Genomic DNA, 14,890 nt, shown 5'->3' with positions numbered 1-14,890 from the left:
CTCGAGGGGCTGGTCAGCGTCCGCGTCCAGGAGCCACCGCGCGTGCCGGTGGCGACGGTGATGGCTCCGTTCCTCCTGGAGTTTCAGCTGCGAAGGTGCTCTTCCGCGACCGCCAGTGCCGCCGCCATGATGGTCAGCTGCGGGTTTACCTGGGGGCAGCTGGGAAGGACCGAGGCGTCCGAGATCAGCACTCCCCGCACCCCGCGGAGCCGGCCCGCCGGGTCGGCCGGGCACTGCTGCGGGCTCGCCCCCGCGGCGACCGTGCCGGTGGGGTGATAGGCCGAAAGGTGCAGATGCCGGGCGCTCGTACCGGTTAGGACGGCGTCCAGTTCGGCGAGGTCGCGCACGCGAGGGGTGCGGGGGATCCCGGTGAGTACTTCGTCCGCGCCCGCGGCGAACAGCAGCTCGCCCATGGCACGCACGGCCCGCATCAGCCGGCCCGCGTCGCGGCGGTGCAGGTCGTAGCGGAGCAGCATGCGCTCGCGTCCGAGGACACGGCCGGAGGGTCGGTCGGCGATCATGGCGCCGAGCGTGGCGAGCTGGTCGGCGCACTCCAGTTCGCGCCGCAGCTCCCCACCGAGTCCGGGGAGGACGAAGGAACCCATGCCGGGTGGGGTGGCGGTGGCCTCGATGAGGACGCCGTCCCTGTGGTGCTCCTCCACTCCGACGCTCTGCAGCACGCCTTCCCAGGCGGTGACCGGATCCGCGAAGCGGCCCGCGATGCTCGTCGCCGGGTGGACGCTGAGGTTGCGGCCGAGGCGTGGATGGCCACCGAGACCGGAGCGCCGCAGCAGCGGCGGGGACTGCAGCGCGCCCGCCGCTACGACGACCAGAGGGGCGAGGATCTCGAAGCCGCCGTCGGACCGGCGTACGCGCACGCCTGAGGCGCGCGGGCCTCCGGGCCGGTCCGGGTCGACGAGGACGCGTTCCACCCGCGCGCCGGTGACGATGCGGGCTCCCGCCGTGCAGGCGTCGGGCAGCACGGAGAGCTGCACACTCTGCTTGGCGCCGGTGGGACAGCCCACCACGCACTGGCAGGAGCCATGGCAGCCGGGGGCGTTGCGCCGCAAGGGCGCGGCCTGCCATCCGAGTTCACGGGCACCGGCCAGCGCGACCCAACCGTTGCCGCCGAGCACGTCCAAGGGCTGAGTGGCGACGCGCAGGGTGCATTCTACCTCATCCAGATGCCGGTCGAAGCCGTCGGCGAGGGTGAAGCCGAAGTCCTTGCTCCACTGGGACAGGACGTGCTTCGGAGTGCGGTAGGAGGTACCGGAGTTGACGACCGTGGTGCCGCCGACGGCTCGGCCCATCGGCAGCAGCAGGGGCGGTGTGCCCACCGCGACAGTGGCTCCGCCGTCCCGGTAGAGGTCGGTGAACCGCTCCAGGGGCGGTCGCCGGCCGAACGACTCGGTCGAATGGTGCTGGCCCTCTTCCAGGACGACGACGTCCAGCCCGGCCTGTGCCAGGGTTCGCGCGGCCATCGCCCCGCCGGCGCCGGAGCCGATGACCACGGCGTCGGCGGTGGAGCGGGCGGGCCAGGCGTGGGCGGGCGTCAGGTCGAGCGGCGGATCCTTTCGCAGGAGTGTGCGCGGCGCCGAGCCGCCGTCCTGGAGCATCCGCTCCGTCCCGGCCGACAGGAGGACGGGGACTTTGATCAGGTCCAGGAGCGGCAGGAGCGCGGGCCGTGCGGCCAGTTCGCCCAGCACGGACTCGCGTTCGCCCGCTGTGAGCGCTGCCAGGGTGCGTCCGGTGCGTGCCGTGGCGTAGACGTCGATCCCGTGCGCCGCCGCGCGCAGGCCGAAGCGGGCGGCGAGCGGCATCGTGGCGAGGAGCGTGTCCAGTCGGGCGGGAACGCGCCGGGGCCAGTCGGCAGTGTCGTCGTCGGCGAGGAGGGCGGCCACCAGGCCGTCGAGGCTCATCGGGTGCCCACCTCCGCGTGGGCCGTGCCGTCCAGCGTCCAGGCGGCCTCGGTGCGCCAGCCCCCGAACCACCACCGCTCGACAAGGACGTGGGCGTCGGCGCGTTCGCTGTTGCGGCACGTCGCATGCCCGCCGTCGGGGTCGGTGTAGTCCAGTGCGAGGGTGCGGTCCGGAGGCTGGGTGACCTCGACCCGGATCCGGCGCAGACCGCAGCGTCCGGTGACCGTCCATGTGGGCAGAGCGATGTCGGCTCGGAAGCGGCCCGCTCCCGCCCACCCGACGGCCGACCGCTCGGGGCGGCGGGGCCAGGTGCGGCCGTGCCGGCGCAACCGCAGGAAGACCAGGGGCGGAAGCCTGCGCAGCCCCGGGCGCGTGGAGACGGCGGCGACGATCTCCAGGACGTCCCCTCCTCCCAGGTCGGCGTGCAGCCAGGCCCAGCGGCGGGCGTTGCCGTGGCCGTAGATCCGGGCGGACGCGCCGGGCGCGGCGGTGAGCGTGAGCGTGCTGCCGTCATGGGTGACGATGCCGTCGTAGGAGGCCCGCGCGGCGGGGAGCATCTGGGCGGCCGGCAGCAGCGGCCGGCGCCAGGACCAGCGGGGGAAGGTGAACAGGGGTTGGTCCCCGGGACGTTCGGCGAGGTCCCAGCGCAGGGCTCCGTCCTCGGCCGAGCCGGTCAGGCGGCCGGGCCGGATCGCTGCCCCGTCCCCGCTGAAGCCGGACTCGTCGCGAGTCCACGGGGCGGGACCGAAGCGAGCGTGGCGCACGGGTCCGTCCTTGGGGAACACAGCGGCCCAGCCGTGTCCGTAGGGTTCGGATCCGTCGGCGGGGGCGGTCATTTCGTGGTGCAGCCACAGCCCGGTGCCGGTGGCCGGGTCGGTGACGGTGGTGTACCAGACCTCGGTACGGCCCGGCTCGCCGCGCCACCGTGGCGGGAGGTGGGCATCGGGGTCCTCCTGCCGCGGGAAACGGAAACTCGCGAGGAACGGCAGGAGTTGTGCAGAAAGCGAGAACCGCAGGGTGCCAGTGCCGATCCGCGCTCCGTCCTCCCGGAGGGTGTACGGCAGCACGGTCATCGAGGCCACGGGCCTGCGCCAGGTGACGGCCTTCCAGCCGTCGAGAGTCAGGCGGTGGCCGCCGGAGGTGAACGTGATGCGGTAGCGGATACGGCGTCGCGCCCACGGTGATATCTCCAACTCGCCTTCGGCGCAGGGATCGTCGGCCCACCCGGCGATCCGCATCCGGCCGGCGGCACGGGCCTCGGTCGTGCCGGACAGCCGCAGGAGGCGGTCGGCGGTAACCGTCAGATCGAGGCGGACGCGGCGCGTGCGGTCCTCGGTGTCGAGCCGCAGTGTGCCGAGCATCGTCTCGCGGAAGACGGTGCCGCGAGCGGGCGCGGATGGGGCGGTGTCCACGCTCATGCCAGGCTCTCCAGCATGATCCGCTCGGTTGCCGTCAGATACCCCTCGGCGGCCCTTCGGGCGCCCGCCTCGTCACCGTCCACCACCGCGTCGACCACCGGCTCGAGCCGCCCGCGTGCCACCTGGGCATCCGTGAACGGCGCCTTGAGTGCGGCGCGTACCGGCAGGTAGGCGTTGAAGAGGGTATTGGTCAGCAGGACATAGACGCGGTTGCCCGTGGCGTGGGCCAGGGCCCGATGCACCTCAATGTCCGCGAGCTGCACGGCGTCGGCGTCCGGCGCGTCCCCCACGGCCGTCAGCAGCGTGCGCAGCTCGGTTCGTTGCCGGTCGGTCGCCCGGGCCGCGGCACGCTCGGCGATCAGCGCTCCGATACTGCGCCGCACTTCGAAGATCTCCCCGACCCAGTCGGGGCTGTGCCGTACGAGCATCGGCAGCAGGTCGGCTCCGCCCAGCCGGAGGTAGTCGCGCACGCGGGTGCCGACGCCGTGCCGGGTCTCCAGCAGGCCGGCCTGCATGAGCCGTCCGAAGGCGTGCTTGAGGGTGGTGCGGGTGACGCTGTATCCGTCGGCGAGCGTGCGCTCGGGCGGCAGGTATGCGCCGACCGGGTGGCGTCCGCTGAGAATGTCCTCACGCAGCCGGCTCTCCAGAACATCGACGATCGTTTCGCGGGGCAGTGCCTCCACGCCGTCCTCCCAGTGGCTTGGTGGATGAGCCACTCAACCAACAAGCGTTCGCACAGTCAACGGGCCTGGCACGCCCAAGTCCTCTCAAGGTCCGCGATGCCGGTACCACCGGCGTCGGCTGAGGATGCGGACTCTGACCGCTTCCGCACGCGGCTCCAAATGCATTGTCCGTCCAAGGGCCAGGTCGGGTTCCACCAGGGGTCGAGCGCTGCGAGGAGCGTGCTGACCGGCCACGTCCCGCCTGTACTGCGGTGGTGCTCCCGCGCCTGGTGGCGCTGTTCGCTCAGCCACCGCCCCAGCGCAAACCCTTCCGGGCGCGCTGTTTGGGGCGTGGCGAGGTGGCCGTGTGCGGAGGCGTACGCGCGCGCGTGGGCCAGCCCGGGGCCTGCGTCGCAGGCCCAGCCATGCGCGCCGGGTTCGTCCTGGCGGCGGGTGAGGCAACGCTGGGCAGTGAGCCACTTCCCGAGCAAAAACCCCTGGTACGAGATGTTCTTGGTGACCAGGGCCAGGCATCCGTGTTCGGCGACGAAGGCACGCGCGCAGGCAACAGCCGTATCGATGCCCGCTGTCCGGCTCGTTCGGCGCGCGCGTGCGCTACCGGCGAGGCGACGCTGCATCCGTAGCCGTCCCAGCCGCGAGCCCGCAGAGGTGATGAGGCTCGGCCTGGCCGCTGTTCTGCCGCTTGTCCGCCTCGACCAAGACGGAAGATCCCTGTGCTCTCGAAGACGTACGCCATATGTCACGTGCCGCGCCCGAGGGCCTGGTGAGCCCGGACGATCGCGATGACCTCGTCCCACTCGCGGGCGTCGAGTTCTCCCAGGCCGGGCCATCGCACAAACGGGTGTGGTCTGGTCGCCTGCGGCTGCGACCTCGACCAGGGCCGGGCTTGGTTGGGCCTCGTGTGCTTCGGTGATCGGCCTCATACTGGGACTACGTGCAGTGGGCATTTAGGGTTCTGTGCTTCTGGCGCCACCCGACTGAGTGGGGAACTGCCTGTGATGGCCCCTCTGCTCCACGCACGCCGAGGCGCATCGCCTGCCGCACTTCGCTGGTCATGGATGACGTGATGGGCCGGGGCTTCCAGGCTGTCGTCGTGAGCCAGTACTGCTCCGTGCTCCGCACCGTCGCCGATGCGGTGGTGTCCGTGGCGTCCTCCTCGGGGGATGTGGAACGGGGGAGTGGCAGGTGGTGTCCTCAGGATGGGCGCACGCCGGTGGAGGGTGGGGAATCGGGCTCCAGCCGGACGCAGCAGTGACCGGGGCTCGGCGCCAGGCGTGCCTGGAGGCTGCTTTCGGCGAGCCCGTCCAGCAGACCGCGCAGCAGGTGGAGGTTCATGCCGCACACCGTCTGGGTGTGCTCGCGTGCGAGCGCGTGGAAGGGACAGTTGCCCAGGACGATGGCATCACCGTCAGCGCGGGGTTCGAAGCCGTTGTCTTCCAGCAGGGCGAATACATCCGTCTGGCCCGGGCCGGCGAGTTGGGCGCCCAGCCCGTGGGCCTTTCGGTGCAGAACTGAACGAACTGGTTCTCCTGTGGATTCGGATTCCTCCAGCGCTTGGGCAAGGAGCCGTCCGGCCAGTTCGTAATGCCGTTCCGGGAGGCTGACGGTGACCTGTTTGGCGGACCGCTTGTAGAGCTTGGCGGGCCGGCCTGCTCCAGGCCCGGTGCGGCCGCTGCGCCGCTCGTAGACGACGTCGAGCAGCGATTCGTCGGCCAGCCGGTCCAGGTGGAAGGCCGCTGTCTGCCGGGCAAGGCCGAGGGCCTCGGCGGCTTCGTCGCGGCTGACCGGTTCGGGCTGGCGTACGACGTGGTCGTAGAGCCTCCTGCGGGTCGGCTCGTCGAGAGCGGCGACGGCGGAGACGTCGGAGCGGGCTGCTTCTTTCGAGGGGTCCACGAACACCAGTGTAAAACCAACAGCGATTGACTAAAGAAGGCTTCCGCGCTTCTATAGTTAGTGAGAGTTGTCGATAGAAGGGCGGGCGTCATGTCGTCCCCAACCACAACCACCACATCCGTCACCTCCCGGCGGCCTGCGCTCAGCGATCCCGGCTACCAGGCGTTCGTCATCCTGCGCACCGGGTTCACCGCGGCGCCGATCTTGTTCGGGCTGGACAAGTTCGCCAATCTGCTCGTGGACTGGCCTACCTACCTCGCCCCGTGGATCAACGACATCGCACCGGGCAGTGCCCAGGCGGCCATGTACGCAGTCGGCGCGATCGAAATCGTGGCGGGCCTCGTCGTCGCGCTCGCCCCGCGCTTCGGCGGTTGGCTGGTGGCCGGATGGCTCGCCGGGATCATCGTCAACCTGCTGACCATCCCTGGCCACTACGACGTCGCGCTGCGCGACTTCGGCCTGCTGCTCGGCGCGGTGGCCCTCGCCCGGCTCGCCCAGCGCTACAACGGCAAGCGGCAGTCTCACTGACGGCAGGCACCAGCCCTGCGGGGACGAGCGGGTGAGCCCCTCCATCGGCTCACCCGCTGAGTGGGAAGGAGCTCTGTGTCCGCGGACGGTCCAGACGGCAAGCAGAGGGGATCAGCCGGCCAACCGGGGATCATGTGCCGGAACCGGTGCCGGCTGCGAACCAGCGGATCAGGTCGGCACGCGAGGTGATACCCAGGCGCTCGAAGATGCGACGCAGGTGATAGTCGACTGTGCGGGGGCTCAGATACAGCCGGGCTGCCACCTCCTTGTTGGTCGCGCCCTGGGCGACCAGCCGGACGATCTGGTGCTGACGGGAGGTCAGTGTTGCGGACCGGACTTCAAGAGCGGGGGACTCGTTCTCCGCGGGGTCCCAGTCGTCCCCGGTGGCGCGCAGCTCGGCCCGGGTCCGGTCGAGCCACAGCCGCGCTCCGTGCCTGCGGAAGATGTCGGCTGCTTCCCGCAGCTGGGCGCGGGCGTCCGAGCGTCGGCGCTCACGGTTGAGGTACTCGCCGTAGAGCAGGCCTGTGCGGGCCAGTTCCAGTTCACGATCGCCGATCGGGTGCAGACGCAGAGCGCACCGGAAGTGTTCCTCGGTGTCGCCGGTTTCCAGCAGCGCGCGGCACCGGGCCGCCAACGCGGCCGGCCACCCACGGCCGATCGCCTCCGCCCAAGGGGCGAAAGTCGTCGCGGCGCGCTCCGCCCGCGGCCGGTCCCCGGCTCGGACCGCGGCCTCCACGTAACTGGGCACCGCCTCGATCGCGACACCAGGATGTCCGAGCCTCGTCCGGGCGAGTCGGCGCAACTTGGCAGCCGCCTCGGCCCAGTTTCCGCAGGCGAGATCCAGGTGGGCCAGTCCCCACAGGCCGAGGGCGGAAGCGAGGCCCAGGCCGTGCGCCTGCGCTTCGCCGACGACGCGGTCCGCGTACTGCCCGCAGGCCGCCGAGTCTCCGGTGATCCCGGCCGCGAGCATCAGTATCCCCATCAGATTGCGGACACAGTTCAGCTGGCCGCTCTCGCGGGCGAGCCGCAGTGCCTCGGCGGCGGTGAGCGTCGCCGCTTCCGGTCCGCTCAGCCAGCATTCCGGGTACGCGAGGTACTGCATGGCGTGCGCCATCGTGGGTGTGTCACCTGCCGTGCGTGCCAGCGTCACCGCTCGGGTGGCCAGCGCACGCGCGCGGGCATCGTCGGCGATGAACAGCGCACCGTGCGACGCCCAGGCGAGCAGGAGAGGATCGTCGACCTGCGCCGCCGTGTCGAGACGCTCACGTAACCGGGGCACCGCGGCCGAGAGCCGGCCTTGAAGCGCATCGGCGACCGCGAGCAGAACATCGGCGGCCAACCGGCTCGCCGGCTGTTCGTGTCCCATGCTGTTCAGCACCGCCAGCGCACGCCGGCCGGCCTGCACGGGTAAGGCCGCGTTTCCCGCGTACAGGCCCGCCTCCCCCGCTGCCACCAGCGCCTTGACGGCCAGCGACGGGTCCTCACCGGCCAGCAGGTCGGCGGCGGTCAGGAGTCCGTCGTAGGCATCCGGCGCAGCGGCGTGCTGGAGGGCGATCACGCCTTTCAGGTAAGCCATACGCCCCCGTAAGGACAGCTGATCGCTACCCACCAGCGGCTCCGCGCGTTCCAGCAGCCGGGCCGCGCGCCGCGGGCGTCCGGCGCGTCGGCAGCAGTCGGCCGCGGCCACCAAGCGGCTTCCCCGGGGGCCGTCCTCCTGGGTCAGCTGGGCCGAACGTTCCATGAGCTCCACCGCATGCGCCGGGCTGCCTTGCCGACGGGCGGATACGGCCTGGCGTTCCAGCTCGTCGGCCAGTTCGGCGTTGGGCTCCGACAACAGGGCAGCTTCGTGCCGGCAACGACGATCGTCGTGCGTGTCGGCGAACGCTCGAGCCAGCATGCCGTGCGCCCAGTGCCGCTCGGCGAGATCCGCTCCCTGGCAGATGGCCCGGCCGAGATCGTCGTGCCGGAAGGAGATCACGGTGTTCGAGACAGTGATCAGACCCGCGGTCTCGGCCGGTTTCAGGGCCGACGGGTCGATGCTCGCCCGTTGGGCGACACGCAGGAGAGTCTGGGGGGCCAGGCCCGGTTCAGCTGCCAGCAGCAACAGCAACCTCCGGCAGTCGCCGGGAAGTCGGCGGAATTCGGCGAGCCTGCGGCGCGCCAGACGAGGTGCCAGGGGCAGGGGGTCGGGCAGGCGGGAAACCTGGCTCAGCTCCGCGGGTGTGAGTGTCCGCAACAACTCCAGCATGATCAGGGGATTGCCGCCCGCTGCATGGAGGAGCACCTCGCGAACCGGGAGCGCCACCGCAGAGGACCGGATCCGTGCGATGAGCCGCAGGCAGTCCTGGTCGGGCAGGCCCGCCAGACGGAGTACCGGCACCCCCGACACGGCGGCGCACCCGTCGCTCTCCGTCCCGGCCAGGATCAGGACCCGCTCGGTGCTGATCCTGCGGGCTACGAAACCGAGGGTGTCACGGGACTCGGCGTCGACCCAGTGCAGATCGTCCACGCCGACCAGCACCGGACTGCGGCCGCTCGCCCTCCCCAGGAGCGCCAGCACGGCGACGCCGATCAGCGATCGGTCCCCGGGCGACGGGACGTGCCCGAGCAGCAGCCGCTCCAGCACCTCACGGGACCGCGCGGGCAGTTGAGGGAGGTCGGAGGCCAGCGGCCTGACCAGCCGCTGCACCGCTCCGTACACCAGGTCCTGTTCCGCCGGTACCCCGTCGGCCCTGACAGCGCGGAAGCCATGAGCCAGGTGGGACGCGTACCGCAGCAGCGCGGTCTTGCCGATTCCGTGGTCACCGGTGAGGAGCAGGGCACCGCCGCCTGCTCCGCGGCAGGCTTCGACCGCCGCCACCAGCTGCCGGCGCTCGGCCTGTCTGCCGATGATGTGGGGTTGCTCGGTGCCGTACGTCATGACGCACGCCTCCCGGCTCGACGCCTCAGGTCGAGAATAATGACTATTCTCGAGGGTGAGCGCAATACTGGTGCGGCCCGAAGTGCCGTTCTGCCAGGGCCCCTTGGAACCTCGCTGCGCGGTTACGCTTGGGTCGTGGCAGAGCCTGATTCCCTCTCAAGGCAGTGCGGTGCCGACATCCGTGACCGGCTGATCGAGGCAGCCGTTCACGAATTCGGAGAGCAGGGTTACGACCGTGCGCGGGTACAGGACATAGCCCGTCGTGCCGGGCTGTCCACCGGCGCGATCTACGGCAACTTCCGGAACAAGGCCGAACTTCTCGCCGAGGCGGTCGATCGCGGTCTGGCAGCTGCCGCGCGCAGGCTGGTCGAGGCACTCGACCGCGGGGCGGCCCCCACCGACCTGCTCGAGATGATCACCACCGACCTCTCCGACCCCCGCCGACAAACGTGGGCGCCTCTGGTCAGTGAGGCGCTCGCCGCCGCGCGGCGGGACGACGAGGTCGCCCGCAGGGTCCACGCTGCCTTGCGCAGGGCGGAGGCCAAGCTGACGGACCTGGTCGAACTCGCCCAACAGGACGGCTCACTTGCCCCCGAGGTCGACAGCGCGGCCTGCGCCCGCCTGGTGCTGTGTGTATCCCTCGGGGGTGACGTACTCACCGCCTCGGGCCTCGAGGGCCCGGACCGCAAGGCGTGGACCGCATTGGTGCACAGGCTCTTCGCCAGGCTGGCCTCGGCCCGGAGCAGCGGCTGAGTCACCCTGCATCACCGCCGCGAACCGGTGAAGTCACCGGTGTTGCGCCAGCCCTGGGGGCCAGTATCTCGAGTAGACGCTGGTCAGCAACTCAGCGGGAACTTCCCCGTTTTTCACCGCGGCGGGGACCGGTTGACAGTGGAAAGGCCGCCCGTCACTCTACGGTCAGCCAAGCGGGGCAAATACCGGCGAGGGGACCCCTCGATATGCGCTGCCCGCACTTCAGGGCATCTCCTGTCCTCGCGATGTGGTTTCCGTGCGTTCCGGCCGATTCGGAAGAATTTCTTTCCGGCAAGGAGGAAACATGTTTCAGCGAAAATTCGCGTTGACCGCCGTCATCGTCGCCGCGGCACTGGCGGCCGGCGCCGTGCCCGCGGCCGTCTCCGCAGCCGCTGCCGCCCCTGACCCAGGGCGGCAGCACCGGGGCCCGCAGGTCACGACCGTACGGTACGGGCCGTTCACCATCCCGGCCGCGTCGGGGCACGACCACGGGGAGTCGGGAAACCGACTCTCCCTGAACGTCCGGAAGCCGTGCGATGACTGCTTCATCACCGGATTCAAGCCCAAACTCGTCTACGCGGACGGGTCGAACGCCAACGTCAACACCGGGCCAATGTTGCATCACATGGTGATGGGAAATCACTGGAAGAACGACGTTGTGTGCAACGGTCCACAGCGAATATTCGCCTCCGGCAACGAGCGTGTGGAAAGTGTCCTGCCCTCCGGATACGGCATCAAGGTCGGCAGGGGCGAGCGGTGGAACATGCTCTACGACCTGATGAACCACGCCCCCCAGAACAAGACGGTCTACATCTCCGTGACGTACACCCATGAATCCGCCACTGGTTCGCGACTCGAACCGGTGACACCGATCTGGATGGACGCGGGCGGATGCCTGGGCAGCGCGTACGACGCTCCCGAGGGAGTCAGCGAAAAGACCCGGCGGTGGCGATCCACGATCTCCGGGACGCTGGTGCACATGCGCGGCCATCTCCACCACAGCGGTCACTCGGTGCGGACCGAGAACCTCACCACCGGCCGGCTTCTGTGCAACGTCGTGGCGGAGGAAGGCGGCAGCCCCGAGTTCATCGACCTCCACGGACACACCGAGATCTCGGACATGCCGCCCTGCAGCGGTGACTCCCTGGGCGTGATCCACCGAGGGGATGTCCTGCAGATCACCAGCAGGTACGAGATCGACGGGCACTCGCACGACGACGTCATGGGGATTATGGCCGGCTGGGTGGCCCGGAACTGATACGCCTCGAGAAGGCGGTGGGGCGCGTGAATGCCGTCCCACCGCCTCACCACGGAGGTGATCGCATGAATCCCGGACGGCCCCGCAGACCCCCGCACAGCCGTACGCTCATCGTCGCCGACCTGCTCATCTGTCTGGCGTGGGCGGGCAGCGTGGGGGCGGCGTCACAGGTGGAGGCCGGTCCCGCGGTGCGTACCGTCGCGCTGTTCCTGCATCTGGGGGCGCTGGTCCTCGGACTGGGCTCGGTGCTGACCATCGACTACTACGGCATGCTGTGGCTGCTGGGGAGGCGGAGCCTGCGCCAGTCACTGGAGTTCGCCGACCCGCTGCACGTGCCTGTGTGGACGGGGCTGGCCGGCCTGGTGCTGAGCGGAATCGTCCTCGATCCCGACCCACGGGCTCCCCTCACACGGGTGAAGCTGGTGCTGGTTCTCCTGATCGCGCTCAACGGAGTGCACGCGCAAGCTCTGCACCGCACCCTGGGCGGCCATGTGGGCGCGTGGCCGCGGCGGCTGCTGGTGCGTGGAGTGGTCTCGGCCGTTGTCTCCCAACTCGGGTGGTGGGGGGCCGTCACGATCGGTTTTCTCAACAGCCGGTCATGACCGGCGGGGGAGTGCGCCTCGTTGGTGAACAGGTCACACAGGTCTGCCTCCTTTGCCGGGTGGCTCATCCTGCCAGGCCCTGACGACCAGGCCCTCACTGCGGCTGACCTGGGTGCGCCGCCGTGGCGGGTGCCGTCTCCTCACGCGAGGCGCGGCCCCGCGGCAGCAGGAGGGCGACGTCGGTGGCGGCCAGGCCCGGGCAGGCGGGGAAGCAGGTCCGGCTCTGTCCGGCCGGCCACAGGGCGATGGTGAGCAGGAGGGCGCAGGTGGTCGCCGGCGCGGCCGGCGCCAGGGCGCCGACCGGGCCCATGACGAGCACGGCCGAGTCCGCCGCCGGTGGCGTCGCGGCCAGCGTCCGCGCATCGCGGTGGCCGCCGCGCTGGGGCAGGCCGCGGATGTCCGCCGCGAGGTCGTCGTCGATGTCCGGCAGGACGTTGGCGACCAGGCGGCCTTTGCCGCGTTCGTCGTCGGCAACCGTCACACCAGCGACGACCACGGCCGGAACTGGCCCGCCGACGTCCGCCTCCTGTCCAAAGGCGTCGGCCTGCGCATCACAGCCCCCGATGGGTTCACCACCCCACCTCGCGATCGCCTCATCGGGTTTTTCCACGGCCGCGCCGCCCACCGAGCACATCCATCTCGCCGCCACCCATGCGACCTCCCGCCGCGCGCCGGCCGGCAGGAAGGTCGGCGCCCTGGCAGAACTGCACGTCTGGGCCGGCGGCTTCCACATCTCCCCTGGCCCGGCTCCCCTGGCCCGGCTCCCCTGGCCCGGCTCCCCTGGCCCGGCTCCCCTGGCCCGGCTCCCCTGGCCCGGGCTCCCTGGCCCGGCTCCCGGGGCCCGGGTCCCTTGCGGGGTCCGGCCGTCCAGAGGCCGGCCGGCTGGCACGGATCTGGATTATCGGCCACGGGTTCGCCTCACTCGTCGCGACGGCTTGGAAGCCGGACCGGTTCGTCGGCGGCGTCGGCCTGCGCGCGAACGGTGTGACGCGGAGCGTGCGAGGGTGGGCGACTCGTTCGGCTTCTACGGTCGAGGAGAGATCGAGCCCCGGTCCGCCGGCTGAGGCTGCGGGCTCAGCCGCCCGCGCAGAGGCCGCTGCCGTGAAGGGAGGCTCCGGTCTGGCCGCTGTGGTAGGAGTCGAGGCTGCTCCACCCGCACACCTGCACGGCGAAGAGGCTGCCGGAGACCCGGAGGTAGTGCTTGCCGCGCAGGTCTATGCCCTTGCGATCCGCGCCGCCCACGATGTTGACGTCGATCCAGGCCCGGTCACCGGGGCTGTGCACCACTCCCAGACGGAAGGAGCTGTAGGCGCCCTTGTTCCCGCTGCAGTGGGCCCGGCTGTTGCCGCTCGTGTCGGTGAGGAGGCAGTAGTCGGAGACGAACGCCGTCTCCTGTACGTCGATACGGATGTTTGTAGCTGCCGGCCGCCTGGGCGCTCGGTGCCCCTGCGGTGGCGAGTCCCGCGGCTGTTGTCAGTGCTGCCGCCGTCATCGTCAGCTTCTTGCCGAAAGCCTTCATGGTTCGCTCCTGGTTGGTGTGCGGATTGCTTCGTGGTGAGCAGAGCAGTTCGTGCCGGTGCGCCTGCGGGACCGCGGGCCCGGTTCGCCGGTGTGAGCTCGGGATGGCGTTGACTGGGCGGCGGGTGGTCCGCTGGGCCGTGACAACGACCGTACGGAGCGGCGCAGGGGTGCTCCCATGCGTGCGGCACCGCGTTTCTTGCGTGATCGTCCGGCACTTTGGCCGCGGGATACCGTTGGGTATGGACGTGTTAAGTGATGTGATCGCGACGATGAAGGCCGGTCACGCCAAGCTCACCCGTTCCCGCTACAGCGGCCGATGGGGCAGCAGATACGGTCCGTACCCGGGAGCCGGCTTCCACGTGGTGCTGAGCGGGGCGTGCTGGCTGATACCTCCGTCCGGGCGTCCGGCCCGCATGTCCGCCGGGGACGTGGTCTTGCTGGCGCACGGCAGCGTCCACGGCATGAGCGATACGCCGGACCGCCCCTTGGAGGCACTGCCCCCGGCCCCTGTGCAGACGGACACGCTCGTCGGCAGGGTCACCCACCCCACCCTCGCGCACCCGGGCCGGTCCTTCGACGACACGCTCCTGCTGTGTGGCGCCTACCGGCTCGGACGCGGAGCCGTGCACCCCTTTCTGCGTGGCCTTCCCGATGTCGTCCACATCCCGGCAGAGCTGGGTCGGCGGCACGGGGAACTCGGCGCGGTGCTCGGCCTGTTGGGCACCGACACCCTTGAGGACCGTCCCGGGGCGCAGGCCACGTTGCCGGCCCTCCTCGACCTCCTGCTGGTGTACGCACTACGGGTGTGGCTGGAGGCCCAGTGCCCGCAGGAGGCCGGTGGCTGGTGCGCCGCTCTCAAGGACCCGGCCGTAGGTGCCGCGCTGGACCGTCTGCACCGCGATCCGGCCCGTGCCTGGACCGTGCGTGATCTGGCTCAGAGCGTGGGGCTCTCGCGCACCACCTTCGCGGAACGCTTCACGGCCTACGTCGGCCGGTCACCCATCGCCTACCTCACCTGGTGGCGTCTGGCCACGGCCTCCCGTCTGCTGCGTGAGACCGACGCGCCGATCGCCTCGGTCGCCCGGCAGGTCGGCTACGCCTCCGAATATGCCTTCGCCCACGCCTTCAAGCGTGAGCACGGCGTACCGCCGGGCTCCTTCCGCCGCGCAGCCCGCGAAGCCGGTGGTGCCTGATCCCTCGGGCACCGGGCAAGGGGAGCGCGCCGCCGGCTACCGCCAGGACGAAGCCAGAACCCCGTGCCTTGCTCGGCGAAAGACGTAGAGGCACCCCCGGGGAGATCCTGGGCAGCGGACGGAGCGACTTCGGCTGTCCGCTGTGCCGCGTCCGTTCGGAGAGCACGAGCGGGCGAGGTGGGCTTTCGAAGCGTGATCCGCC

Annotated in this window: 13 protein-coding genes; 5 read left to right on the top strand and 8 right to left on the bottom strand. The window is 70.8% G+C overall.

The annotated features are described in order from the left end of the window. Positions 1–83 precede the first annotated feature (83 nt). The 5 genes from ACFZDI_RS11600 to ACFZDI_RS11580 all read right to left on the bottom strand — a co-directional run bounded on the left by ACFZDI_RS11600 (position 84) and on the right by ACFZDI_RS11580 (position 5,919). The gene (locus ACFZDI_RS11600; protein ID WP_391249688.1) at positions 84–1,919 is read right to left on the bottom strand and encodes a GMC family oxidoreductase N-terminal domain-containing protein; all 1,836 of its coding nucleotides are present in this window, start codon (positions 1,917–1,919) and stop codon (positions 84–86) included. Continuing rightward, positions 1,916–3,337 carry a hypothetical protein gene (locus ACFZDI_RS11595; RefSeq protein ID WP_391249687.1) on the bottom strand — a complete coding sequence of 474 codons (1,422 nt, stop codon included), beginning with the start codon at positions 3,335–3,337 and terminating at the stop codon, positions 1,916–1,918. Before ACFZDI_RS11595 ends, ACFZDI_RS11600 begins: the two co-directional genes overlap by 4 nt. Then, positions 3,334–4,020 (bottom strand): FCD domain-containing protein, encoded by a 687-nt coding sequence (locus tag ACFZDI_RS11590; RefSeq protein ID WP_391249685.1) that lies wholly within the window; start codon positions 4,018–4,020, stop codon positions 3,334–3,336. Before ACFZDI_RS11590 ends, ACFZDI_RS11595 begins: the two co-directional genes overlap by 4 nt. Positions 4,021–4,076: 56 nt before the next feature. After that, the gene (locus tag ACFZDI_RS11585; RefSeq protein ID WP_391249683.1) at positions 4,077–4,637 is read right to left on the bottom strand and encodes a Helicase associated domain protein; all 561 of its coding nucleotides are present in this window, start codon (positions 4,635–4,637) and stop codon (positions 4,077–4,079) included. A gap of 577 nt (positions 4,638–5,214) precedes the next feature. Beyond that, a complete protein-coding gene (locus tag ACFZDI_RS11580; protein ID WP_391249681.1) occupies positions 5,215–5,919 on the bottom strand; it encodes a helix-turn-helix domain-containing protein in 705 nt (234 codons plus the stop codon). An 84-nt stretch (positions 5,920–6,003) separates the two neighbouring features. On the opposite strand from ACFZDI_RS11580, the gene ACFZDI_RS11575 reads away from it, so the two are divergent. Continuing rightward, the gene (locus ACFZDI_RS11575) at positions 6,004–6,441 is read left to right on the top strand and encodes a hypothetical protein (protein WP_391249679.1); all 438 of its coding nucleotides are present in this window, start codon (positions 6,004–6,006) and stop codon (positions 6,439–6,441) included. Between the two features lie 130 nt (positions 6,442–6,571). Here ACFZDI_RS11575 and ACFZDI_RS11570 read toward each other — a convergent pair whose 3' ends face one another. Then, a complete protein-coding gene (locus ACFZDI_RS11570; protein WP_391249677.1) occupies positions 6,572–9,361 on the bottom strand; it encodes a LuxR C-terminal-related transcriptional regulator in 2,790 nt (929 codons plus the stop codon). 135 nt (positions 9,362–9,496) lie between these two features. Between ACFZDI_RS11570 and ACFZDI_RS11565 the strand changes: the two genes are divergently transcribed. From ACFZDI_RS11565 to ACFZDI_RS11555, 3 genes are all read left to right on the top strand, one after another. Next, positions 9,497–10,114 carry a TetR family transcriptional regulator gene (locus ACFZDI_RS11565; protein ID WP_391249675.1) on the top strand — a complete coding sequence of 206 codons (618 nt, stop codon included), beginning with the start codon at positions 9,497–9,499 and terminating at the stop codon, positions 10,112–10,114. Between the two features lie 304 nt (positions 10,115–10,418). Beyond that, positions 10,419–11,372 (top strand): hypothetical protein, encoded by a 954-nt coding sequence (locus ACFZDI_RS11560; RefSeq protein WP_391249673.1) that lies wholly within the window; start codon positions 10,419–10,421, stop codon positions 11,370–11,372. Positions 11,373–11,437: 65 nt separating this feature from the next. Beyond that, positions 11,438–11,974: a hypothetical protein gene (locus tag ACFZDI_RS11555; RefSeq protein WP_391249671.1), complete on the top strand. Its 537-nt coding sequence runs from the start codon at positions 11,438–11,440 to the stop codon at positions 11,972–11,974. 94 nt (positions 11,975–12,068) lie between these two features. Here the strand turns inward: ACFZDI_RS11555 and ACFZDI_RS11550 are convergent, their stop codons facing one another. Beyond that, positions 12,069–12,470 carry a hypothetical protein gene (locus tag ACFZDI_RS11550; RefSeq protein ID WP_391249669.1) on the bottom strand — a complete coding sequence of 134 codons (402 nt, stop codon included), beginning with the start codon at positions 12,468–12,470 and terminating at the stop codon, positions 12,069–12,071. 578 nt (positions 12,471–13,048) lie between these two features. Next, complete coding sequence (locus tag ACFZDI_RS11545; protein ID WP_391249667.1) at positions 13,049–13,261, bottom strand: hypothetical protein; 213 nt, start codon at positions 13,259–13,261, stop codon at positions 13,049–13,051. A gap of 473 nt (positions 13,262–13,734) precedes the next feature. On the opposite strand from ACFZDI_RS11545, the gene ACFZDI_RS11540 reads away from it, so the two are divergent. Then, entirely contained in the window at positions 13,735–14,688 is a 954-nt protein-coding gene (locus tag ACFZDI_RS11540) for a cupin domain-containing protein (RefSeq protein ID WP_391249665.1), read from the top strand. Positions 14,689–14,890: the final 202 nt, after the last annotated feature.

Origin of the sequence: Streptomyces sp. NPDC007907 (assembly GCF_042959365.1) — a bacterium.
In the GTDB taxonomy this organism is placed as follows: Bacteria; Actinomycetota; Actinomycetes; order Streptomycetales; family Streptomycetaceae; genus Streptomyces; species Streptomyces indiaensis.
The sequence above is the reverse complement of the archived record's forward strand: the minus strand, read 5'-3'. Positions and strand labels throughout refer to the sequence as shown.